The organism is Glycocaulis sp., from assembly GCF_051859565.1.
Lineage (GTDB): Bacteria > Pseudomonadota > Alphaproteobacteria > Caulobacterales > Maricaulaceae > Glycocaulis.
Genome location: NZ_JBHYFK010000002.1, coordinates 48,510 through 67,756 on the forward strand (window position 1 = coordinate 48,510; position 19,247 = coordinate 67,756).

The 19,247-nt window shown below is 63.9% G+C and carries 24 protein-coding genes; 16 read left to right on the forward strand and 8 right to left on the reverse strand.

Features of this window, described 5'->3' with window-relative positions; all coding sequences use genetic code 11:
• Both ACTIGC_RS02795 and rpmE read left to right on the forward strand, forming a co-directional pair.
• Window positions 1–996, forward strand: coding sequence for a peptidoglycan -binding protein (locus ACTIGC_RS02795; protein ID WP_439632971.1), 996 nt, complete (start codon window positions 1–3; stop codon window positions 994–996).
• Window positions 997–1,325: 329 nt separating this feature from the next.
• Window positions 1,326–1,547, forward strand: a complete 222-nt coding sequence (rpmE, locus tag ACTIGC_RS02800; RefSeq protein WP_036510101.1) for a 50S ribosomal protein L31 — start codon at window positions 1,326–1,328, stop codon at window positions 1,545–1,547.
• Between the two features lie 346 nt (window positions 1,548–1,893).
• Here rpmE and rcdA read toward each other — a convergent pair whose 3' ends face one another.
• Together rcdA and ACTIGC_RS02810 are read right to left on the reverse strand one after the other, a co-directional pair.
• Window positions 1,894–2,436 carry a protease adaptor protein RcdA gene (gene rcdA / locus ACTIGC_RS02805; RefSeq protein WP_439632972.1) on the reverse strand — a complete coding sequence of 181 codons (543 nt, stop codon included), beginning with the start codon at window positions 2,434–2,436 and terminating at the stop codon, window positions 1,894–1,896.
• Window positions 2,437–2,577: 141 nt separating this feature from the next.
• Window positions 2,578–2,769 carry a DUF1192 domain-containing protein gene (locus tag ACTIGC_RS02810; protein WP_127568696.1) on the reverse strand — a complete coding sequence of 64 codons (192 nt, stop codon included), beginning with the start codon at window positions 2,767–2,769 and terminating at the stop codon, window positions 2,578–2,580.
• 125 nt (window positions 2,770–2,894) lie between these two features.
• Between ACTIGC_RS02810 and ACTIGC_RS02815 the strand changes: the two genes are divergently transcribed.
• Together ACTIGC_RS02815 and ACTIGC_RS02820 are read left to right on the forward strand one after the other, a co-directional pair.
• Entirely contained in the window at window positions 2,895–3,881 is a 987-nt protein-coding gene (locus tag ACTIGC_RS02815; RefSeq protein WP_439632973.1) for an NAD(P)H-quinone oxidoreductase, read from the forward strand.
• 189 nt (window positions 3,882–4,070) lie between these two features.
• Window positions 4,071–4,742, forward strand: a complete 672-nt coding sequence (locus ACTIGC_RS02820) for a DUF1013 domain-containing protein (protein ID WP_439632974.1) — start codon at window positions 4,071–4,073, stop codon at window positions 4,740–4,742.
• 264 nt (window positions 4,743–5,006) lie between these two features.
• Here the strand turns inward: ACTIGC_RS02820 and ACTIGC_RS02825 are convergent, their stop codons facing one another.
• From ACTIGC_RS02825 to ACTIGC_RS02840, 4 genes are all read right to left on the reverse strand, one after another.
• Window positions 5,007–5,825, reverse strand: coding sequence for an SDR family NAD(P)-dependent oxidoreductase (locus ACTIGC_RS02825; protein WP_439632975.1), 819 nt, complete (start codon window positions 5,823–5,825; stop codon window positions 5,007–5,009).
• 36 nt (window positions 5,826–5,861) lie between these two features.
• Entirely contained in the window at window positions 5,862–6,746 is an 885-nt protein-coding gene (locus ACTIGC_RS02830; protein WP_439632976.1) for a tetratricopeptide repeat protein, read from the reverse strand.
• A 91-nt stretch (window positions 6,747–6,837) separates the two neighbouring features.
• A complete protein-coding gene (locus ACTIGC_RS02835; protein ID WP_439632977.1) occupies window positions 6,838–7,239 on the reverse strand; it encodes a GFA family protein in 402 nt (133 codons plus the stop codon).
• 118 nt (window positions 7,240–7,357) lie between these two features.
• On the reverse strand, window positions 7,358–7,528 hold the full coding sequence (locus ACTIGC_RS02840; RefSeq protein ID WP_127568686.1) for a YdcH family protein: 171 nt from the start codon (window positions 7,526–7,528) through the stop codon (window positions 7,358–7,360).
• A 97-nt stretch (window positions 7,529–7,625) separates the two neighbouring features.
• On the opposite strand from ACTIGC_RS02840, the gene ACTIGC_RS02845 reads away from it, so the two are divergent.
• The 10 genes from ACTIGC_RS02845 to ACTIGC_RS02890 all read left to right on the forward strand — a co-directional run bounded on the left by ACTIGC_RS02845 (window position 7,626) and on the right by ACTIGC_RS02890 (window position 16,007).
• Complete coding sequence (locus ACTIGC_RS02845; RefSeq protein ID WP_439632978.1) at window positions 7,626–8,252, forward strand: UbiX family flavin prenyltransferase; 627 nt, start codon at window positions 7,626–7,628, stop codon at window positions 8,250–8,252.
• Complete coding sequence (locus ACTIGC_RS02850; protein WP_439632979.1) at window positions 8,252–8,746, forward strand: TIGR02444 family protein; 495 nt, start codon at window positions 8,252–8,254, stop codon at window positions 8,744–8,746. The genes ACTIGC_RS02845 and ACTIGC_RS02850 overlap by 1 nt, the downstream gene beginning before the upstream one ends.
• A 101-nt stretch (window positions 8,747–8,847) precedes the next feature.
• A complete protein-coding gene (locus ACTIGC_RS02855) occupies window positions 8,848–9,078 on the forward strand; it encodes a YdcH family protein (protein ID WP_439632980.1) in 231 nt (76 codons plus the stop codon).
• A gap of 84 nt (window positions 9,079–9,162) precedes the next feature.
• Window positions 9,163–9,939 carry a TolB family protein gene (locus tag ACTIGC_RS02860; protein WP_439632981.1) on the forward strand — a complete coding sequence of 259 codons (777 nt, stop codon included), beginning with the start codon at window positions 9,163–9,165 and terminating at the stop codon, window positions 9,937–9,939.
• Entirely contained in the window at window positions 9,878–11,224 is a 1,347-nt protein-coding gene (locus ACTIGC_RS02865) for a prolyl oligopeptidase family serine peptidase (protein ID WP_439632982.1), read from the forward strand. The genes ACTIGC_RS02860 and ACTIGC_RS02865 overlap by 62 nt, the downstream gene beginning before the upstream one ends.
• Window positions 11,225–11,306: 82 nt before the next feature.
• Window positions 11,307–12,083 carry a glucose 1-dehydrogenase gene (locus tag ACTIGC_RS02870; RefSeq protein WP_439632983.1) on the forward strand — a complete coding sequence of 259 codons (777 nt, stop codon included), beginning with the start codon at window positions 11,307–11,309 and terminating at the stop codon, window positions 12,081–12,083.
• 130 nt (window positions 12,084–12,213) lie between these two features.
• Complete coding sequence (gene kynB / locus ACTIGC_RS02875) at window positions 12,214–12,858, forward strand: arylformamidase (protein WP_439632984.1); 645 nt, start codon at window positions 12,214–12,216, stop codon at window positions 12,856–12,858.
• Window positions 12,858–14,063: an aminotransferase class V-fold PLP-dependent enzyme gene (locus tag ACTIGC_RS02880; RefSeq protein ID WP_439632985.1), complete on the forward strand. Its 1,206-nt coding sequence runs from the start codon at window positions 12,858–12,860 to the stop codon at window positions 14,061–14,063. Before kynB ends, ACTIGC_RS02880 begins: the two co-directional genes overlap by 1 nt.
• 85 nt (window positions 14,064–14,148) lie before the next feature.
• Window positions 14,149–15,228, forward strand: coding sequence for an SMP-30/gluconolactonase/LRE family protein (locus ACTIGC_RS02885; protein ID WP_439632986.1), 1,080 nt, complete (start codon window positions 14,149–14,151; stop codon window positions 15,226–15,228).
• Window positions 15,225–16,007, forward strand: coding sequence for an SDR family NAD(P)-dependent oxidoreductase (locus ACTIGC_RS02890; RefSeq protein ID WP_439632987.1), 783 nt, complete (start codon window positions 15,225–15,227; stop codon window positions 16,005–16,007). The genes ACTIGC_RS02885 and ACTIGC_RS02890 overlap by 4 nt, the downstream gene beginning before the upstream one ends.
• On the opposite strand, the gene ACTIGC_RS02895 is transcribed toward ACTIGC_RS02890, so the two are convergent.
• Both ACTIGC_RS02895 and ACTIGC_RS02900 read right to left on the reverse strand, forming a co-directional pair.
• Window positions 16,004–16,324, reverse strand: coding sequence for a 2Fe-2S iron-sulfur cluster-binding protein (locus ACTIGC_RS02895; protein WP_439632988.1), 321 nt, complete (start codon window positions 16,322–16,324; stop codon window positions 16,004–16,006). The two genes, ACTIGC_RS02890 and ACTIGC_RS02895, sit on opposite strands and share 4 nt — an antisense overlap.
• A 38-nt stretch (window positions 16,325–16,362) precedes the next feature.
• Window positions 16,363–17,589 (reverse strand): NAD(P)/FAD-dependent oxidoreductase, encoded by a 1,227-nt coding sequence (locus ACTIGC_RS02900; protein ID WP_439632989.1) that lies wholly within the window; start codon window positions 17,587–17,589, stop codon window positions 16,363–16,365.
• A gap of 106 nt (window positions 17,590–17,695) precedes the next feature.
• On the opposite strand from ACTIGC_RS02900, the gene tsaE reads away from it, so the two are divergent.
• Together tsaE and ACTIGC_RS02910 are read left to right on the forward strand one after the other, a co-directional pair.
• Window positions 17,696–18,169, forward strand: a complete 474-nt coding sequence (gene tsaE, locus ACTIGC_RS02905; RefSeq protein WP_439632990.1) for a tRNA (adenosine(37)-N6)-threonylcarbamoyltransferase complex ATPase subunit type 1 TsaE — start codon at window positions 17,696–17,698, stop codon at window positions 18,167–18,169.
• Window positions 18,150–19,247 carry an aminoglycoside phosphotransferase family protein gene (locus tag ACTIGC_RS02910; protein ID WP_439632991.1) on the forward strand — a complete coding sequence of 366 codons (1,098 nt, stop codon included), beginning with the start codon at window positions 18,150–18,152 and terminating at the stop codon, window positions 19,245–19,247. The genes tsaE and ACTIGC_RS02910 overlap by 20 nt, the downstream gene beginning before the upstream one ends.

A 19,247-nucleotide genomic window follows, 5' to 3' on the forward strand; every position in this document is an offset into this window, starting at 1 on the left:
ATGGCGCTTTCCCGCCTGCAGCAGCTCCGAGAGGCCGATAGCGGCGATTACTGGCCGGGTTTTGTCGATGCGCTGGCAACCCTGCTGCTGGTCATCGTCTTCCTGCTCGCCGTGTTCGTGACCGGACAGTACGCGCTTTCCACGGCGCTGACGGGCCGCGATGAACAGCTGGCTGACCTTAATGCCCGCCTCGCCCAGATCGCCAATGAGCTGAACATGGCCGAGGCCGAGAACGCGGCGCTCACCTTGCGCGTGAGCACGCTGACCGCGGAGAATGAAAGCCTCACCGAACAGCTGGAGGCGACAACCGCGCGCATCACGGCACTGGGAGACCAGCTGGATGAGGCCGAAGAGCTGTCCGAGGAGGCGCAGCTTACAATCGCCATGCTGTCAGAGCAGATGGAGATATTGCGCATGGAGCTGGCGCGCCTGAATGCTGCTCTGGAAGCCTCCGAAGCGCGTGAAGCCGAGCTGGAGACGCAAGTCATCAATCTGGGCACCCGGCTCAATGCGGCGCTGGCGAGCGAAGTGGCCCGCCTTTCCCAGTATCGCTCCGAGTTTTTCGGGCGGCTGGTGGAGATACTCGGTAATCGTTCTGGCGTGCGCGTCGTCGGTGACCGCTTCGTGTTCGAGACAGATGTGCTGTTCGATAGCGCCTCGGCCGAGCTTTCCCCGGAGGGCCGCGAGGGCCTGCGCCCGATAGCCGCTGCGATAATCCAGCTTACCCGCGAAATCCCGTCCGACATTGAGTGGGTGATCCGGGTGGACGGGCACACGGACGTGCGTCCGCTGGGGCCATCAGCGCAGTTCTCCTCCAACTGGGAGCTCTCCACCGCGCGCTCTCTATCGGTCATCAACTGGCTGGTGGGAGAGGGCGTGCCGGCCAATCGTCTGATGGCGGCAGGGCTGGGCGAGCATTACCCGATCGCCACCGGCCGCACCGAGGCGGACCATGCCCGCAATCGGCGCATCGAGCTGAAGCTGGAAGCGCGGTAGCAGCTTCTTTGTGAAATCCCGGACGCACGTATGTGCGATCCGGGACCTCTTCAGAAGCGGCACGAGGCCCCGGATACGCGCCATGCGCGTTCCGGGGTTTCAGTGATGATACTTTGAACTTCCCATGACGATTTCCACAGAATTCTGGGGTAAGCGGGGCGTGCTAAGTCATTGTGGAAAAACGCACTGACTCTTGGCGGCCTGCATGGTCTTGCGCCACAGGCTTTGCACGTATATACACCGCGGCTCATTTCTAGCAGACTTGTTCCGCTAAACCGCAGGCCAAGGCCGGTCTGGGAGCAGCGGACGTTGAAGGCGGGAGCCGTCAGATGAAACAGGATATCCACCCCGACTATCACTTCATCGAAGTGGTGATGACGGACGGCAGCAAATTCAAGACGCGGTCGACCTACGGCAAGGAAGGCGACCAGATCTCGCTGGATATCGATCCGCGCACGCACCCGGCCTGGACCGGCGGCACGCAGACGCTCGTTGACCGCGCGGGCCGCGTTTCGCGCTTCAAGGACAAGTTCAAAGGCTTCGGTGTATAACCGCCCACCCCCCTCACCTGGGCGCGTGTCCCCTCGACACGGCCGGGGCCTTTAGAAGAACGCCCGTAGCTCCCCTCAGCTGCGGGCGTTTCCTTTTTTGGTTCCGCAACGCATCCCCCCCGGTCGTAGCCGGGGGCAGGCCGCGTTGCGATGTTCCGCGAACCCCCGCCTGCGCGGGGGCAGGCAGTCGCGGGCGGCCGTTCGGCCTTTTGGCCCCTGACGGGGCCGGAAGGTCACCCCGGCGCGTAGCGCCGCAAGCGCGACCGCGCGCCCGCAGCGAAGCGAGGATAGCCAGGGCGGCGGATGCCGCCGCCGGCGCTTGAGGCTTAAGAAAATACCGCCCTGCTTAACCCCGCCCCGCAAACGCGCTTTCAAGCGCGGACCATTGTCCGGCGAGCGGGTTCCGCCCCGGCGCACCGCCGGGTGCTTCGCGGAAGAGATTGTCATCAAGACGCTTCAAACGCTCGTGCAGGCTCTGCGAGCGGGCGACGAGATCGCCAAGGCGGGGCGGGCAAGGATCATCGCCCGCCGGCCACATGCCTTCGCGCGAATGGGTCTTGCCGCCGAGGCGGTATTTCTCGCCAGCGGCTTCAAAGGGTGTCATCTCCCCTTCGCTGACCGCGCGCTGGGTGAGAAGCCAGGAAGCCGACTGCATGAGCTGGGTCGTCAGCGTCATGGATTCAGCCGCATAGGCCAGCGCGCCCGCGCGGCCCAGCCGCTTGGCGTCATCCCGGCCCGGCCCGTCCAGATAGCTGGCGGTTTCCTCGACAAGGTCCATGCCCTCGCGGAACAGGCGGCTGAAATGCTCGGAGGCCGCGAAATCGGCCACCCGGATGGCCGCTTCGCTCGCCGCGCCGTTCGCGCCGGACTTGCCGGTTTCCGTTTCCATTACGCCGTCATCCCTCACGCATATGCCCCGCCCATACCCGGCGCGGCGTTAATCTGTGCAGCTTATGCCTTGCCCATATCGGGACGCAGCATGCCTGTTTGTCCCCGATACTAGCAAGGCCGGGGCCAGTTGCCGAAATAATCAGGCCTTTTTGAAGAAGGCTTCGGCGGCCCCCAGCTTGTCCTGCTTGTGGCCAATCATGGCTTCAGCGCGGGTGATCTCGCTTTTCAGCGTCTCGATGCGCGCGTGCAGATCGGCAACCGAGAGGGCTGAAATATCTTCGCCGGGTGTAATGGCCGGGCGCTTGGCACGTGGCAGTTCTTCGTCAAACATGGGCGATCACCTCCCTGTCGTCCGGGGCTGCACAACGCAGCGTCTTACCGTCACTATGGACGGCACAATAGCGCAAACCGGGACAGCATGCGCCCCCGTTTGTGTGCGGATACGGATAATCGGCCATGAATGAAGCTTTCACGACCCGCATCGTTACCGCGCCGCAGCCCGGAGGGCCGCAGGCCTTGAGCGTGGAGGAGATCACGCTGGATCCGCCGGCACGCGGTGAAATCCTGATCCGTGTGGTGGCTGCGGGCGTGAACCGGCCCGACGTCATCGAGCGGATGGGTTTCTACCCGCCACCGCCGGGCGCACCGAAAGGGCTGGGGCTGGAAGTGTCCGGTGCGGTGCTGGCGCTGGGTGAGGGGGTGAACGGGTTTGATATTGGCCAGCAGGTGTGCGCTCTGGTGGCCGGTGGCGGCTATGCCGACATAGCGCGTGCGCCCGCTGGCTCCGTCCTGCCCGTGCCTGAAAGCGTTGATTTCGTCGCGGCGGCGGGCCTGCCGGAAACCGTCTTCACCGTGTGGACCAATGTGTTCGAGGCTGGCGCACTCAAACCCGGCGAGCGCTTTCTGGTGCATGGCGGCTCGAGCGGCATAGGCACCACCGCAATCCAGATGGCCAAGGCCCATGGTGCTGTTGTCATCGCGACGGCGGGAACGCCGGACAAGTGCGAGGCCTGCCGCAGGCTCGGCGCGGACCATGTCTTCAACTACCGCGAAGACGACTGGGTGGAGGGCGTGAAGGTGTCCGGTGGCGCGGACGTGATCCTGGACATGGTGGGCGGGGATTATGTGGCGAAGAATCTGGCCGTGCTGAACCGCTTTGGCCGGCTGGTGCAGATCGCCTTCCTGAAAGGTTCACGGGTGGAGGTGGATCTGATGGGGCTGATGCTGAAACGCCAGACCCTCACCGGCTCGACCTTGCGTGCGCGCTCCCATGAAGAGAAGGCGGCCATCGCGGCGGCGGTACGCACCCATGTCTGGCCGTGGGTGGAGGCGGGCAAGGTGCGCCCGCTCATTGATTCCACCTATCCGCTGGCGGAGGTGGCAAAGGCCCATGAGCGCATGGATTCCATGGCGCATGCGGGCAAGATACTGCTCGTGCCATAAGGCGCGCAGCTGTCAGGAAAACCCTCTTTCAAGGCGGGCGCACACGCGTTATAAGCGGGTCAAATCCCGTCATTGATATCAGGTGTCACCGACACCAGCCTTGGCGGGTCGGATCGACCGAAACCCGGCGGACCGCGCCGGGTTTTCTTTTGTCTCCGGCGCATCCCCCTCGACAAGGAGCCTATTGCCATGTCCGACATTCTCATGCCCAAGGCGACCGCCGTCTGGCTCGTCGACAATACCAGCCTGTCCTTTGAGCAGATTGCTGATTTTTGCGGTCTGCACCGTCTGGAGGTGAAGGGTATCGCCGATGGTGACGTGGCCGCTGGTGTACGCGGGTCGGACCCGATAGCGGGTGGCCAGCTGACCTCGGAAGAAATTGCCAAGGCTGAAAGCGATCCCGCCTACCGGATGCAGGCGACGCGCCCGAAATACGCCGAGCTTCAGGAGACCGCGCGCAAGAAGGGTCCGCGCTATACGCCGCTGTCACGCCGTCAGAACCGTCCTGACGCCATCGCCTGGCTGGTGCGCAATCACCCGGAACTGACCGACGGCCAGATCTCCAAGCTGGTTGGCACGACCAAGACGACGATCGAGGCCGTGCGCGAGCGCACGCACTGGAACTCGGCCAATATCAAGCCGACCGACCCGGTTTCGCTGGGCCTTTGCAGCCAGATCGATCTCGACGAGCAGGTGCGCAAGGCGTCCAAGCGCCGCAAGGAGATGGAAGAGGCCGGCACGGTGAAGGTCGAGGAAGATGTGCTGAAACCCGCCGAGGAAACGGCGCCCGCGTCCACAGGCCCGACCACGCTCGACGAGCTCTTCGGCAAGAGCGCCCCTCAGGATGACGACGAGGATTAGGCTGTACCGGCGTTCCGTTTTGGAGCGTGATATGGGCGAAAATTGTTCACTGTCAGGAGCAGGCCCGACGGAAGGGTAGGCCCCTTTCGAGGGACTGCGACGTAATAGTGGGCGATTTTCGCCATACCTCTTCGAGGCGCGGCGGATTTTCCCCCTGACAGCGTCGAGCCGTCCTTGTGGAGGGAAGCTCCACGGCGGACCCCTCTCCTTGCCAGGAACCAAATCCGCTATGCGTCACGCCCGAAACCTGAATGCCGGTGCAGCCTAGTCCTCGTAATCCTCGCGCTTCATTACATAGTTGAGCGCGAGGCGGCCCCCGTCGGCATAGATGCAGGTGCCGGTGATATAGCTGGACTCTTTCGAGGCCAGAAACCACGCAATCGAGGCTATCTCGTCCGGATCGGCGATCCGGGCAAGCGGGGTGCGCGACAGCACCATGTCCATGGCCGCCTTGTCCTCATTTACCGATTTGAGCATGTCGGTATTGACCGAACCGGGGCCGATGGCGTTCACGCGGATGCCATAGGGTGCCAGCGACAGCGCCATGGCTTTGGTCATCTGGTTCAGTGCGCCCTTTGATGTGGAATAGGCAAGCTGGTCGGCAATCGAGACGACGGCGTTGATCGAACTCATATTCACGATCGCATAGCGGCGCCGGGCATCCTCGGCGCGCGTGTCCTCCTCCTCGATCTGGCGGGTCATCTGGCGTGCAGCAGAGCGCGCCACCAGGAAGGCGCCGCGCAGATTGACACCCAGAACCTTGTCGAAATCGGCCAGCTCCAGCGAGAGTATGTCTCCTCTGGCGAGTATGGCGGCATTGTTGACGAGAATGTCCAGCTGGCCGAAGGCCGACAGGGTCTCGGCCATCAGGTTGGCGACGGACAGCTTGTCGGAAACGTCACAGCTCACAAACAGGGCGCGGCCCTTGGCTGCGGCAAGGTCATTGGCGAGCGCCTCGCCCGAGGCCTTGTCGGTGTCGGCGATAACCACCCTTACGCCTTCGTCGGCCAGCCGGCGTGCGCAGGCAGCGCCAATGCCGGTCGCTCCCCCGGTAATGATGGCAACGCGTTCCGAACCGGCCATGCGGTGTACTCCCCGTATCAGGATAGGTGAGGTGCGCTACTCGCCGCGTGCGGCGCTCACGCGGGCATAATCGCCGGCAATCGTGGTGTTGTCCGGCTCCAGCTCGTAAGCGCGGGCAAACAGGGGATAGGCCTCCTCATCCTCACCGATCTGCTCAAGGGCTGCGGCGAGGGAGTGGATGATGGCGCCAGAGTCCGGTTCAGCCTCGACGGCGGCATAGCATATGTCCATGCCTTCGCTTGCCCGTTCGGCCTTTACCAGCGCCCAGCACAGTGCGTTGAGCGCCGATCCGTCATCGGGGGCAATCGCTACCGCTTCGCGCCCATCTTCGACCGCCCGGTCCATGAGTTCCAGCTCGATAAAGGCGGCAGAGCGGCCGATCCAGCCGCCGGGCGAGTCCGGGGCCAGACGTATCGCATTGTCATAGGCGGCTATCGCTTCGGTGCCGCGGTCCAGCTCCATATAGGTGCCGCCCAGAAGGATGTGGACGAAATCGTCATGCGGCATGCCGCGCTCCGCAATCAGCAGGTCTTCCAGTGCTTCCTGCGCGCGGTCGAGCTGCAGCAGGGCGACGGCGCGATTGCGCCGCACGATGGGAATATCGGTATTGCCGCCATTGTCGCGCAGAAGTGCGATCACCTGATTATAGGTGAACAGTGCAGCTTCGCTCTCGCCAAGCGCTAGCTGGCTTGCCCCCAGGCGCACACGCAGCTCGGCCTCGGTCTGCCAGGGGTGAAGCCGGGCTGACAGGCATGCGCGTAGCGCCGCTACAGCGGCCTCCGCGTCGCCGGAGGCCATGGCCTCGTTGGCGTCAGGGCAGGGGTTGGAGCCTTGCTGGCCGGCAGGTGCGGGCTGGCCATGGGCGTGGCCAGCCAGAGCCATGAGGGCGATCAGGCAAAATGCGCGGCATAGGTTCAGCATGGCGGGGCATCCCGGCAAATTCTGGTGTCTGAGCCTGGCATGATAGGCATGCGAGCCCGGCCCGGTCCATTGGTGCGGGCAGGAGATGCCATCAGTCCATATGCTCCATGGGCAGGGCGCCCGCGTTGAACACCCATGAATGCTTGCGCTCTTCATATACCGACAGGGCGGGGGGCGGGAAGCCGGGATCAGCAAACATGCCTGCGGCGACAGCGACAAAATCCGGCGCACCGGCGAGCTCCCAGAAGACGGTGGATGCACACACCGGGCAGGAATGAAAGCGCGTTGACTGGCCGCTATCGCCCCGACGGCTCCATTGGCGCGTCTCGCCACTTAGCGTCAGGTGTTCGCGATGGAAGCGGGCCTGCACGGCGTAGACGCTGCCGGTGCGCTTCTGGCACTCAAGGCAGTGGCAGATGGCTACGCGGACCGGCTCGCTCGCGCACTGCACCTGCAATTGCCCGCAACTGCATGAGGCCGTGCGGTGGGTCATCTCTGCTTCCTCTGCGTTCAATCGGGTATGCCAGCAGGTGGCCCTGCCCGTATCACGAAAAAGGGCGGACCATTCATGGTCCGCCCTTCGGTCATGTGGTGAATTGCCGCAAAATGCGTCAATGTCGGCGCCGGAGGCTTTCAATTTCCTCTTTCAGGCGCAATTTCTGTTTCTTGAGGTCTGCGAGTTGCAGCGTATCTGCGGAAGCATGTTTGAGCTCCTGCTCAATGCGATTTTCCAGTTGCGTGTGACGTTGGTCAAGCTCACGGATACGCGCTTCAGCTGGCATGTTTAGCCTCCTTCGCTGGATCAAGGATGACAAGTGAAACATCAAACACCCCCCTCTAGCAATGGTGAAAACTGTCCGTGTTGCGGAAGGGTTTCCCATGTCTGAACCCAAGTCCTTGCCGCAGCGGATGATTGTCGGGCTGTCGGGTGCGTCCGGTGTTGTCTACGGCATGCGCGCGCTCGAAGCGCTGCGTGATCTGGGCGTGGAATCCCATGTCGTGGCCAGCAAGGCCGCCGAGATGACGCTGGGCTATGAGATGGGCCTGAAGGCTGCCGACATCAAAGCGCGGGCAGACCACACCTACGCGTTTCCCGATATTGGCGCGCCGATCGCTTCAGGTTCCTTCCAGACGCTTGGCATGCTGATCGCGCCCTGTTCTGTCAGGACGATGAGCGAGATCGCCACGGGCGTGACGTCCAGCCTGCTGACCCGTGCCGCCGATGTGGTGCTCAAAGAGCGCCGCCGTCTGGTGCTGATGGTGCGTGAGACGCCTTTTCATCTGGGCCATCTGCGCACCATGACGCAGCTGACCGAGATGGGCGCGATCATCATGCCGCCCCTGCCAGCCTTCTACGCGAAGCCGGAAACCCTTGATGACATGGTGGACCAGTCAGTGGGCCGGGCGCTGGACCTGTTCGGGCTCGACTGGACACCGACCCGGCGCTGGGGCGAGGACCTCAAGGAGGGCAAGCGGCCCGGCGCAGCCCGCAAGGGCAAGAACTGATGCACGGCACGCACGGGCAAAACTTGTGGGATTTCTCCGTAGCGCTCTACGCGCACGAGCCTGTGAAGCGCGCGGCCCTAGCCCTGCAGGATGCGGGGCTGGATGTGAATATTGCCTTCTGGCTTGTCTGGAACACCGGGCGGGGGCGTGACCCGGTTCCCTCGCTGGCTGAGGCGGTGCGCATTGCCGGTGACTGGCACGCGCTGGCGGTCGGGCCCTTGCGCGGCGTGCGTGATGGGCTCAAGGCGCCGCGTCCGCCGGTCCCGGCAGAGGCTGCACAGGCTTTGCGTCAATCGGTTCTCGGCGCAGAGCTGGCCGCAGAACACATCGCCCAGACCATGCTGGAGCGCGTTGAGGCACCAGAGCTGGCCGCGTCACAGGGATGGTCGGGGAGGGCGCTGGCGGCTCTGGAGCAATATGCCGCATACAAAGGCGTCAACGCGCCCGCCGCGCGCTTCAAAGAAGCCGTTTTCTCCGCGCTCGAAAAAGGGTAATGTCCGCGCCTCGTGCTCCGGAGGCCATGCCGGACGGGCGTGGGTCATATCCAAGTATTTGCAATCACAGCCTGCCCGGCCGGGCTGGCCGGTTGCAACCAATGACAGGTGTCTGGCTGAGAATGTTCGGTGATCTGGACGAAGATGCGCTGATTGCCAAGCTGGCCGAGCTGCGCCGTGAACACCGCGCGCTGGACGCAGAGGTGCGCGCAGCACAGGATTGCGGCGTTGTTGACCAGCTCAAGCTGGTCCGGCTGAAGCGCCGCAAGCTGATGCTCAAGGACATGATCTTTGCGCTGGAAGATCAGCTCAATCCCGACATTATCGCCTGATGCCTTCTGCGGCCTGAAGCTCGACGTAAGAGCTTTGCCGCTTTAGCTTTCCTGCAACGACAAGATTGCAGGGAGGCTAACCCGATGACTTTGCGTCTCAGACACCGGCTGGCGGCGGCCATGCTCGCCAGCGCGTTTATTGCTGTACCGGCTGTTATGGCGCCAGCGCTGGCCCAGGAACAGGCCGAGGCCAGAAGCGTTTCCATCAACGATCTGTTCCAGCTGCGCCAGGCGGGGCAGGTGCTGATCGCCCCCGCCACCGGACAGCTTGCCTTCACCGTGTCGGTGCCGCGCGATATTCGCGCCGGCGACAGTGATGGCGCCCCGTCCCTGCATCTTTATGCCGCCGATGCACCCGGCGCACTGCGCGCGCTGGTTTCCGGAGACAATACGATCAGCGCTGTAGCGCTGCATCCCGATGGCGAGAGCGTCACTTTTCTGGCGCGCCGCGAGGGCGATGAGCGCCCTGCGCTCTACCGGGTCGCGTTGTCGGGCGGAGCGCCGGAGCGCCTCTATCACCCGGATACGGGCGTGCAGGGCTATCTTCTGTCGGCGGACGGTCGCTGGGTCTATTTCATTGGCCGCGACCCGAACCTGCCGGACACCAGCGCGCTGCGCGAGCGCGGCTTCCGGGCGAATGTCTACGAGGAAAACCAGCCATTTTCCTACGTCTGGCGGGCAGGGCTGGGCGATAATGAGCGCGCGGCCGAGCCGCTGGCTCTGGCCGGCCATTCAGCTGAGCGCAGACGGATCAACCCTTGCGGTGACGCTCGCCCCTACGCCATCAGTGGACGATTCCATGATGGAACAGCGCTGGTCATTCGTGGACACACACAGCGGAGATGTGATCAGCACGGTTGAAACGCCGGGCAAGATCGATACCGGCCGCTTCTCGCCGGACGGGTCGCAGTTTGCCTTCCTGGCGGCGATCAACCGCTCTGACTCAACAGCCGGCACAATCCATGTCGCGGACGTGCAGAGCGGCGAATACATCCAGATCGCCCCTGACACCGAACAGCATATCCGCACCTTTGAATGGCATGACGGGCAGATCCTCGCCCTGGCCCATGTGCGTCAGGACAGTGCCTGGGTTGTGTACACGCCCGAAGGCGAGGAAGTGTCACGCGAAGCCCATGGCGGCTATGTCGCCCACTCGCTGAGCCTTGATGGTGATAGCGGGCAAATCGCCTTCGTGGCCGATAGCCCCTCCCATCCGCGTGACGTGTATGTGGCCCGCCCGGGTGAAGCCCCGGCGCGCTGGGCCGACCTCAATCCCTGGCTGGCAAACCGCACACTCGGCGAGCAGCGCGTGGTGCGCTGGACGGCGCGTGACGGCGTCGAGGTGGAAGGCGTGCTCATCACCCCGCGAGGCGAGACGCCTGAAAATGGCTGGCCGATGATCGCCGTGGTCCATGGCGGGCCGGAAGCGCACGACCATAATGGCTGGCTGACCGGCTATTCACGGCCCGGCCAGATCGGGGCGGGCGAAGGCTTCGCCGTCTTCTATCCCAATTATCGCGGCTCCACCGGGCGCGGCTTTGCCTTTATCGAGCTTGATCACCTCAACCCTCCCGGCGAGGAGTTCGAGGATATTGTTGACGGCGTCGGCTATCTCGCCAATCAGGGCGTGATCGATCCGGCGCGCGTCGGCATTACCGGCGGCTCCTATGGCGGGTTTGCGTCCGCCTGGGGCGCAACGGTGGCGAGCGAGCACTTTGCCGCTTCGGTTCCGTTCGTGGCGCTGACTGATCTCGTTTCCTTCATGGGCAATACCGACATCCCGGTCGAAATGGTCGATGTCCATTTCATCCATTATCCGTGGGAGAACTGGGAGTGGTATTTCGAGCATTCCCCGATCATGCATGCGCACGGCTCGACCACGCCGACCCTGGTCATGCATGGCGAGGTGGATACGCGCGTGGCCCCGTCGCAGGGCTATATCCTCTACCGTTATCTCAAGCTGGCGGGCGAGGCGCCGGTGCGCCTTGTCACCTATCCGGGCGAGGGCCATGGCCTGCGCAATGCGGCGGCCCAGTTTGATTATGCCCACCGGCTGATGGGCTGGATGCGCCACTATCTGCAGGGGCCGGGCGGGGAAATCCCGTCTTCGGAGCTCGACTACGACGCGCTTCTGGCCGCCGACTAGTAGAGCGGCCAGTATTTCCTGCCGCCGCGCGTCTCCGAACGGGCGGTGGCAGGCATTTTCATAATCATAAGGGGACTGGAACATGACCGAGACGGATTTGCGCGTGGACGGCAAGGTGGCGCTGATTGCGGGTGCCAGCCGGGGTATTGGCGAGGCAGCGGCCAAGCGTCTGGCGCGCAATGGCGCCATCGTGATCGCGGCCAGCCGCAAGATTGAAGACTGCGAGCGCGTGGCCGCTGAAATCCGCGAAGCCGGCGGCAAGGCGCGCGCCATGACTCTGCATCTGGGCAGCGCGCAGGACCGTGATGCGGCGCTGGAAGCCATCCGCAAGGAAGAAGGCCGGCTCGATATTCTGGTCAATAATGGCGCGACCAGCCCCTATTTCGGCCCCGTCGAAGACACGCCCGAAGACGCGTTCGACAAGACATTCGACGTCAATGTGAAGGGGCCGTTCTTCCTCTCGACCGGCGCGATCCACATGATGAAGGAGACGGGCGGCGGCTCGATCGTCAATGTCGCTTCGGTCAATGGTTTGCGCCCCGGATTCTTTCAGGGCGTCTACTCGATCACCAAGGCCTCGGTGATCTCGATGACGCAGGTGCTGGCGCAGGAGGCGGGCGGCCACAAGGTGCGCGTCAACGCGCTCTGCCCGGGCCTGACCGAGACCAAGCTTGCCAGCGCGCTGACCTCCAATCCCGGCCTTGATGACATGATGAAGCGCAATTTCTCGCTCCAGCGTGTCGGTCAGCCCGAAGACATGGCCGCCGCCATCCATTTCCTCGCCAGCGACGCCTCCAGCTACATGACTGGCCAGTGCCTTGTCATCGATGGCGGCATCATGGCGCGGGGGCCGTTATAGGCGGCTATCATGGCCTTGCCCTGAAACCCCGGAACCGCGCAGCGGTATCCGGGGACTGGTCCCGCTTCTCCTGCCCGAGATCCCGGCTCTCACTGACGTTCGGCCGGGAGTTCACGTATGGTGAGCTTTCATGACCCGCATCATCGACATCTCCCCTGCCATCCGTCCCGGCCTGCCGGTCTGGCCGGGTGATACGCCGGTTCAGTTCGAGCGGACCTGGGACATGGGGCAGGGCTCGCCGGTCAATGTCTCGAAGCTGACCATCTCCACCCATACCGGCGCGCATGCCGATGCCCCGCTGCATTATGATGCGAAGGGCGCGGACATGGCCGGTGTCGCGCTGCAGCCGTATCTGGGTGAATGCGCGGTGATCCACTGCCTTGGCGAATGGCCGGTCGTGACGCGCTTTGCCGTTGAGCTGCAGATCAGCCGGATATGCGCAGAGAAGGTCCCTGAGCGCGTCCTGATCCGCACCTGGCGGCAGGCACCGCGCGATGAATGGGAAAGCGAGTTCACGGCCATCTCTCCTGACGCCATTGATTATCTTGCCTCTGTCGGCGTGGTGCTCATCGGGGTGGATACGCCCTCGGTGGACCCTGAAACCTCCAAGACCATGGATGCGCACAAGCGCGTGGCGGCGCATGACATGCGCATTCTTGAAGGGCTGGTGCTGGATGATGTCGCCGAGGGACGCTACGAGCTGATAGCCCTGCCGCTGAAGCTCGCCGGGCTGGATGCTGCGCCGGTGCGCGCGGTCTTGAGGGAATTGAGCTGATGCAACTTGATGATGCGCGCGCGCTGGACCGGAATGACCCGTTTGCCGATACGGCCAGGCTGTTCGATCTGCCGCAGGGCGTGATCTATCTCGATGGCAATTCGCTGGGCCCGCCCCCGCGCCCTGCGCTCGACACGCTGACAAAAGCGGCGCAAGCAGAGTGGGGCCATGACCTCATCGCCTCGTGGAACAGCGCTGACTGGATGGGGCTGCCGCTTCGCACCGGCGCACGCATTGCCCGCCTGATTGGCGTTGACGAGGCGAGCGTGATCGCGGGCGACTCTGTCTCGGTGAACCTCTTCAAGCTGGCCGCCGGTCTCGTCATGGGCGGAGCGCGCGGCGTGGCGGTGGAGCGCGGCGATTTCCCGACCGATGGCTATGTGATGGAGGGGCTGGCACGCCTGTCGGGTACACCCTTCACCCTTATAGAGCCGGGCGCAGGCGTTGCGGGCCTGCCTGATGGCGTGGATGTGCTGGTGCGCAGCGCGGTCCACTACAAGACGGCCGCCAAGGTAGATATCGCGGCAGAGGAACGTGAGGCCGCCCGGCTGGGCAAGATCATTATCTGGGATCTGTCGCATGCAGCGGGGCTCGTGGGTCTGCAGCTGGAGCGCGATGGCGCCAAATACGCGGTGGGCTGCGGCTATAAATATCTCAATGGGGGGCCAGGCGCGCCCGCCTTCGTCTACTGCCACCGCGATGTGGTAGAGGGCTTCGCCCAGCCGCTATCGGGCTGGATGGGCCACGCCACACCCTTTGCCTTCAAGGATGGCTACAAGCCCGCCACAGGCGTTTCGCGCTTTGGTGCCGGCACACCCGCCATCCTCTCCATGAGCGCGCTCCACGGGGCGCTGAGCGCCTTTGAGGGCGTGGACATGGCGCAGGTGGAGGCCAAGGCCCGCGCGCTGGGCGACACCTTCCTGGCCGCTATTGCGCCGCTCGGCCTTGAGACGATCTCGCCGCCTTCGCCGCAGCGCGCAGGCCATGTCAGCCTCGTCCATGAGGACGGCTATGCCATCGTGCAGGCGATGATTGCCGAAGGCGTCATCGGGGACTTCCGGGAGCCGGACGTGATGCGCTTCGGCTTCGCGCCGCTCTACCTCACGCACGCGCAGGTCTTCCGCGCCGGGCAGATCATGGTGGATATCGTCCAGTCAGGACGCTTTTGCGAGCCGCGCTTTGCCAAGCGCAATGCGGTGACATGAGGCGGACCGGCATGGCTCAGCCCTTGCCAAGCGTGTGCCTTTCAATGGAAGCTTGCGGCAGGCATGGACGCGTAAGGGGGCAATGATGGCGTGGATTATCCGGCTTGTGGCGGTTCTGTTCGGCCTGTTCGGGCTAGCCATATTGCTGCTGTTCGGGCCGGGCGCGCTCGATGCACGCTATTTCAATCCGACACCACCTGACCCAGCGCTGGAGGCGCTGTTTGCCAATCCGGTGGAGCCGGTGCTGACCGAAGAGGGGCTGCAGGGCGCCGAAGACCTCGAACCGGGCCCGGACGGGCGGCTCTATACCGGGCTTGCCGATGGCCGCATCATGGCGCGCTCAGCTGAAGGGGGCTGGGAGGAAGTGGCCCATACGGGCGGGCGCCCGCTGGGCCTCGCCTTCTCACCTGATGGTGTGCTGCACGTGGCCGATGCGCTCGCTGGCCTGATCCGGCTGGATGACGGCGAATGGACGGTGGTCGATGAGCCGGGCGAGTTTCCGGCGCTGGTCTTCACTGATGACCTGACCATTCTCGAAGACGGCACCATCATCCTCACCGATGCGTCGGGGCGATATGGCTACGGCGAGTATATGGAGAGCTTCTGGGAAGGTGAGCAGACGGCGCGGATACTCGCCTATACGCCGGACGGCACGCGGCGCGTGCTTGCCGATGATCTCGCCTTTGCCAATGGTGTCGCCCATGATCCGGAATCGGGTGATGTCTTCATCAACGAAACTTGGGCACGTCAGGTCCATGTGCTTGATCCTGTCACCGGCAATCTGCGCATCCTGATCGATGGCCTGCCCGGCTATCCCGACAATATTCACTGGGACCCGGAGGAGAATCTCCTGTGGATCGCCATGCCGTCACGGCATAGCGAGCTGATGGAGTTCTTCCATCCGCGCCCGCTGCTCAAGCGTCTCATGCGCCGCTTTGCCGATGTGTTTGGCGAACCGGAACTGCCCGCCCGCCCGGTCATGGGGCTGGCGGTCAATCGCCTAGGAGAGCCGGTGCGCGTGCTCTACGGGCCGACGCGCGAGGGCGAGCTGGGGGCGACCACGGTCGTGCCCTGGCAGGGCCAGATATGGACGGGCGGCCTTGACCGGCCCACGGTTGACGCTTTCCCCGTGCCGCCCCGCCTGGATGAGACACCAGCTGAATGACGCGCATCCTCATCACCGGCGGATCGAGCGGGATCGGGCTGGCGCTTACCCGGCGCGCGCTGGCGCGCGGCTGGCAGGTATCGTGGATCAGCCTTGATCCGGCGGAGATCAATGCCGCGCAAGAGGCGTTGAAGCGCGATTATCCTGATGCGGAGATCGATGCGCTGTGCGCGGACCTGACCGAAGCCGATGCTATCGACCGGACCGTCAAATGGGTGAAGAAGACAGAAGCGCCGGACATTCTGGTCAATAATGCCGGGATTGGCTTCTTTGGCGCTTCGCAGAGCCTCGACCCGGCGCGCGAAAAGGCGATGATCGCGCTCAATATCTCTGCCCTGCACGCCATGACGCGCGCCTTCATTCCGCTGATGGAGAAGAAGGGCGGGACCATTGCCAATATCGCGTCCAACTCGGCGTTCCAGCCCGTGCCCTTCATGGCGGTCTACGCCGCGACGAAGGCCTTCGTGCGCCATTATTCGCTGGCGCTGGACCGTGAGCTGAAAGAGGCGGGCTCCAGTGTCCGGGTGATGACGGTCTGTCCGGCGGCTGTAAAGGACACGCCTTTCAAGGGCGCGGCAGGCATGGACGGGCTTCGCACCTTCGACAGCTTCACCTCCACCACAGCCGACGAGGTGGCGCGCGATGTGATGCGCGGTCTGGACGGGAAGAAGCGCTTTGTGGTGTCGGGCGCAAAAATGCGCGCCTCCTACATCCTCACCAAGCTCGCCCCGGCAGGGCTGGTGCAGGCCATTGTGAGGCGTGAGGTGGAGCGGGTTTAACCCTGCTGTTCAGGCAGGCGCACGATGAGGCCGTCCAGCTCGTCACCGACCTTGATCTGGCAGGAGAGGCGTGAGGTCGCTTCCACGTCAGAGGCGAAATCCAGCATGGATTGTTCCATGGAAGAGCGCTCGCCGGTTTTACCTTCCCAGGCCGGATCGACATAGACATGGCAGGTCGCGCACGCGCACGCGCCGCCACAATCGGCATCGATGCCGGGAACCATGTTGCGGATGGCGGTCTCCATCACGGTCAGCCCGTTGACGGCTTCGACTGTATGCTCGGTGCCGTCATGTTCGATGAAGGTGATTTTCGTCATAAGATGCCCTGATCGGTAACTGGATGTTCGCGTGGTATTTAGGCGAGAAGATCGCGCATCGCCACATCGAGATTGCGCAACGCTTCCGGGTCTACCGTCTTGCCGCTGCCAATCAGCTTTTGCGCTGCCATGTACTCGGGTGCCGAATTGACGGCCTCGCACGCAATAATGCGGCCCTCCCTGATGTGGAAGACGGCAAAACTGCCCATTTCCGGATCGCCGCGCCGGACGATTGAGTCTGCGCCTTCGATCAGGCCCGCAATCTGCAGTTTGAGCGCGTACTGGTCTGACCAGAACCACGGCACGGGATCATAGTTCACCTCCGCGCCAGTAATGGCAGCGGCGACGGCCTTGCCCTGCTCGATAGCATTCTGGACAGATTCCAGCCGGATCGACCGGCCATAGAGCGCAGAGTGGAAGCGGGCGACATCGCCGCAGGCGTAAATCGACGGATCACTGGTGCGGCAGGCCGCATCGACCAGAATGCCATCGCCACACTCCAGCCCTGCCGCCTCGGCAAGGCCCGTGTTGATAGCAAGCCCGGCGGCAAGGAGGATGCAGCCCGCCTCGACCGTCTCGCCATCGCCAAGCACGACGCCGGCTGCCTTGCCGTCCTTTTCGATAATGGAAGAGACCGGCGTGCTGACGCGCAGATCGACGCCGTATCCGCGATGGATGGCGCCGAACCAGCCGCCCAGAATGGGGCTTGCCGTGCGCGCCATGGGCCGCTCAGCCGCTTCCAGCACGGTCACCTGGAGGCCACGCTTGCGCGCCGATGCCGCCACTTCCAGCCCGATATAGCCAGCGCCGATGACGGCGAGCGATTGTGCGTCTTTCAGCGCGGCGGACAGATGGTCTGCCTCGCCCAGATTGCGCAGCACCTCAACGCCGGGCAGGTTCGCGCCGGGAATGGGCGGGATACGCGCCTCACCGCCCGTGGCGATCACGCAGTGTTCAAAGCTGATGCGCTTGCCGTCGGCCAGCACAACTTCGCGCGCATCGCGGTCAATCGCGGTGACACTGGCATTCGTCAGGCAGGTAATGTCCGACGCCGGATAGAAGGCTTCAGGTTTCAGCCACAGGCGCTCGACCGGCATCTCGCCTGACAGATAGGCTTTGGACAGAGGCGGGCGCTGATAGGGCAGGTGCGGCTCTGCCCCGATCAGGGTGACCGGGCCGTCATACTTGCGCCGGCGCAGTTCTGCCGCGCAGGACAGGCCCGCCTGACCTGCTCCGATAATTACCGTTCCAGCGTTTGTGCTCATGACTGCTTTCTTGGCCGGTTTGACGCGCCCCCGCAAGGGGAAGGGGCTGCCTGTATGGATGCGGCGGCTCTTGTGGCGGGCGTGAATGCGCGCCTTACTGCGCGTCATGAGCGAGAAGACGATTCATCTGGAGACAATCGAGGCGACACAGCGCCTTGGCGCGGTGCTGGCCCGGCTGGCCGTGCCGGGCGATGTCATCCTGCTGACCGGCGGGCTTGGCGCGGGCAAGACCACGATGGCGCGTGCTTTTGTAGGCGAAATTGCAGGCGTGGAGGAGGTGCCAAGCCCGACCTACACGCTGGTGCAGGCCTATGTGTCCCGCGCCGGATTTGATGTGCTGCATGCCGATCTATACCGGGTCGAGGATCCGTCAGAGCTGATCGAGCTGGGCCTTGAGGATGCTGCTGCAAACGGTGTTGTCGTCATCGAATGGCCAGACCGGCTGGATGACGCATTGAGCGATAACCGGCTGGAGATAGAGCTGGATTTTGACGGCGTTGACGGGCAAGAGCACAGGCGGATCGCGCGCCTCGCCGCGCATGGCAGCTGGGGGGAGCGCCTTGGCCGGATCAGTGCCTGACGATGTCCGCGCCGGTGAGCGCGCCGCATTTCTGCAAGAAGCAGGCTGGGGCGATGCGGCTGTCACCGCGTTTCCGGGTGATGCGTCCACGCGGCGGTATTTCCGTGCCAGCAAGGGCACTGAGCGCGCCATATTGATGGATGCGCCCGCCGCTGCCGAAACACCTCTGGCACCGGATAATGCCAGCCCGCAGGACCGCCATGCGCTCGGCTATAACGCTGTCGCCCGGCTGGCGGGCAATAATGTCGCGGCCTTTGCCGGCATCGCGCAGGCGCTTATCGAGCGCGGGTTTTCCGCGCCGCGTATTCTCGCCGCCAACATGGAGCAAGGCCTTCTGCTGATCGAGGATCTGGGCGAGGGGCTCTATGCGCGCGCCATTCCGTCAGGCGCGCATGAGGGAAAGCTTTATGCCAGCGCGGTCGATACGCTGGCGGCGATCTACCGTTCCAGCTTCCCTTCCGTCTTCGAGGCACAAGGCCAGTCATGGCGTGTGCATGATTATGACCAGACGGCACTGCTTGCCGAGACCGGGCTTTATCTCGACTGGTATCTGCCCCGCTTTGCGGTCCGGCCTTCAGATGATTTGCGCGCCGAATGGGAGGGCGTCTGGCAGGCGGCTTTTGCCAGCCTGGAGGCGCATGCGCCGGGGCTGGCACTGCGTGACTATCATGCCGAGAACCTGCTCTGGCTGCCCGATCGTGAGGTGGAGGGGCGCACCGGATTGCTGGACTTTCAGGACGCGCTCTTTGCTCACCCGGCCTATGATCTGGTTTCGCTGATCGAAGATGCGCGCCGGGACGTGTCCCCCGATCTGACCGAGCCTTTGAAGGACCGCTTCTTCAAGGCGGCAAAGCTTAATGACCGCACGAGCTTCGATGCGGCCTATGCGGTGCTGGGCGCGCAGCGCAACGCGAAAATTCTGGGCATTTTCGTGCGTCTGGCAGAGCGCGACGGCAAGGCGCGCTATCTCGATCTCATCCCCCGCGTGAAAGCCCATTTCGACCGTGATCTCGCTCATCCCGCCCTGCGCGATGTGGCGGCGCTGGTGCGCAAGGCCATGCCGGAGGGTGCGCGGTGA

Coding starts and splice junctions, on each gene's coding strand:
- ACTIGC_RS02795 (WP_439632971.1), top strand. CDS start 1: ATGGCGCTTTCCCGCCTGCAGCAGCTCCGAGAGGCCGATAGCGGCGAT.
- rpmE (WP_036510101.1), top strand. CDS start 1,326: ATGAAACAGGATATCCACCCCGACTATCACTTCATCGAAGTGGTGATG.
- rcdA (WP_439632972.1), bottom strand. CDS start 2,436: ATGGAAACGGAAACCGGCAAGTCCGGCGCGAACGGCGCGGCGAGCGAA.
- ACTIGC_RS02810 (WP_127568696.1), bottom strand. CDS start 2,769: ATGTTTGACGAAGAACTGCCACGTGCCAAGCGCCCGGCCATTACACCC.
- ACTIGC_RS02815 (WP_439632973.1), top strand. CDS start 2,895: ATGAATGAAGCTTTCACGACCCGCATCGTTACCGCGCCGCAGCCCGGA.
- ACTIGC_RS02820 (WP_439632974.1), top strand. CDS start 4,071: ATGTCCGACATTCTCATGCCCAAGGCGACCGCCGTCTGGCTCGTCGAC.
- ACTIGC_RS02825 (WP_439632975.1), bottom strand. CDS start 5,825: ATGGCCGGTTCGGAACGCGTTGCCATCATTACCGGGGGAGCGACCGGC.
- ACTIGC_RS02830 (WP_439632976.1), bottom strand. CDS start 6,746: ATGCTGAACCTATGCCGCGCATTTTGCCTGATCGCCCTCATGGCTCTG.
- ACTIGC_RS02835 (WP_439632977.1), bottom strand. CDS start 7,239: ATGACCCACCGCACGGCCTCATGCAGTTGCGGGCAATTGCAGGTGCAG.
- ACTIGC_RS02840 (WP_127568686.1), bottom strand. CDS start 7,528: ATGCCAGCTGAAGCGCGTATCCGTGAGCTTGACCAACGTCACACGCAA.
- ACTIGC_RS02845 (WP_439632978.1), top strand. CDS start 7,626: ATGTCTGAACCCAAGTCCTTGCCGCAGCGGATGATTGTCGGGCTGTCG.
- ACTIGC_RS02850 (WP_439632979.1), top strand. CDS start 8,252: ATGCACGGCACGCACGGGCAAAACTTGTGGGATTTCTCCGTAGCGCTC.
- ACTIGC_RS02855 (WP_439632980.1), top strand. CDS start 8,848: ATGACAGGTGTCTGGCTGAGAATGTTCGGTGATCTGGACGAAGATGCG.
- ACTIGC_RS02860 (WP_439632981.1), top strand. CDS start 9,163: ATGACTTTGCGTCTCAGACACCGGCTGGCGGCGGCCATGCTCGCCAGC.
- ACTIGC_RS02865 (WP_439632982.1), top strand. CDS start 9,878: ATGATGGAACAGCGCTGGTCATTCGTGGACACACACAGCGGAGATGTG.
- ACTIGC_RS02870 (WP_439632983.1), top strand. CDS start 11,307: ATGACCGAGACGGATTTGCGCGTGGACGGCAAGGTGGCGCTGATTGCG.
- kynB (WP_439632984.1), top strand. CDS start 12,214: ATGACCCGCATCATCGACATCTCCCCTGCCATCCGTCCCGGCCTGCCG.
- ACTIGC_RS02880 (WP_439632985.1), top strand. CDS start 12,858: ATGCAACTTGATGATGCGCGCGCGCTGGACCGGAATGACCCGTTTGCC.
- ACTIGC_RS02885 (WP_439632986.1), top strand. CDS start 14,149: ATGGCGTGGATTATCCGGCTTGTGGCGGTTCTGTTCGGCCTGTTCGGG.
- ACTIGC_RS02890 (WP_439632987.1), top strand. CDS start 15,225: ATGACGCGCATCCTCATCACCGGCGGATCGAGCGGGATCGGGCTGGCG.
- ACTIGC_RS02895 (WP_439632988.1), bottom strand. CDS start 16,324: ATGACGAAAATCACCTTCATCGAACATGACGGCACCGAGCATACAGTC.
- ACTIGC_RS02900 (WP_439632989.1), bottom strand. CDS start 17,589: ATGAGCACAAACGCTGGAACGGTAATTATCGGAGCAGGTCAGGCGGGC.
- tsaE (WP_439632990.1), top strand. CDS start 17,696: ATGAGCGAGAAGACGATTCATCTGGAGACAATCGAGGCGACACAGCGC.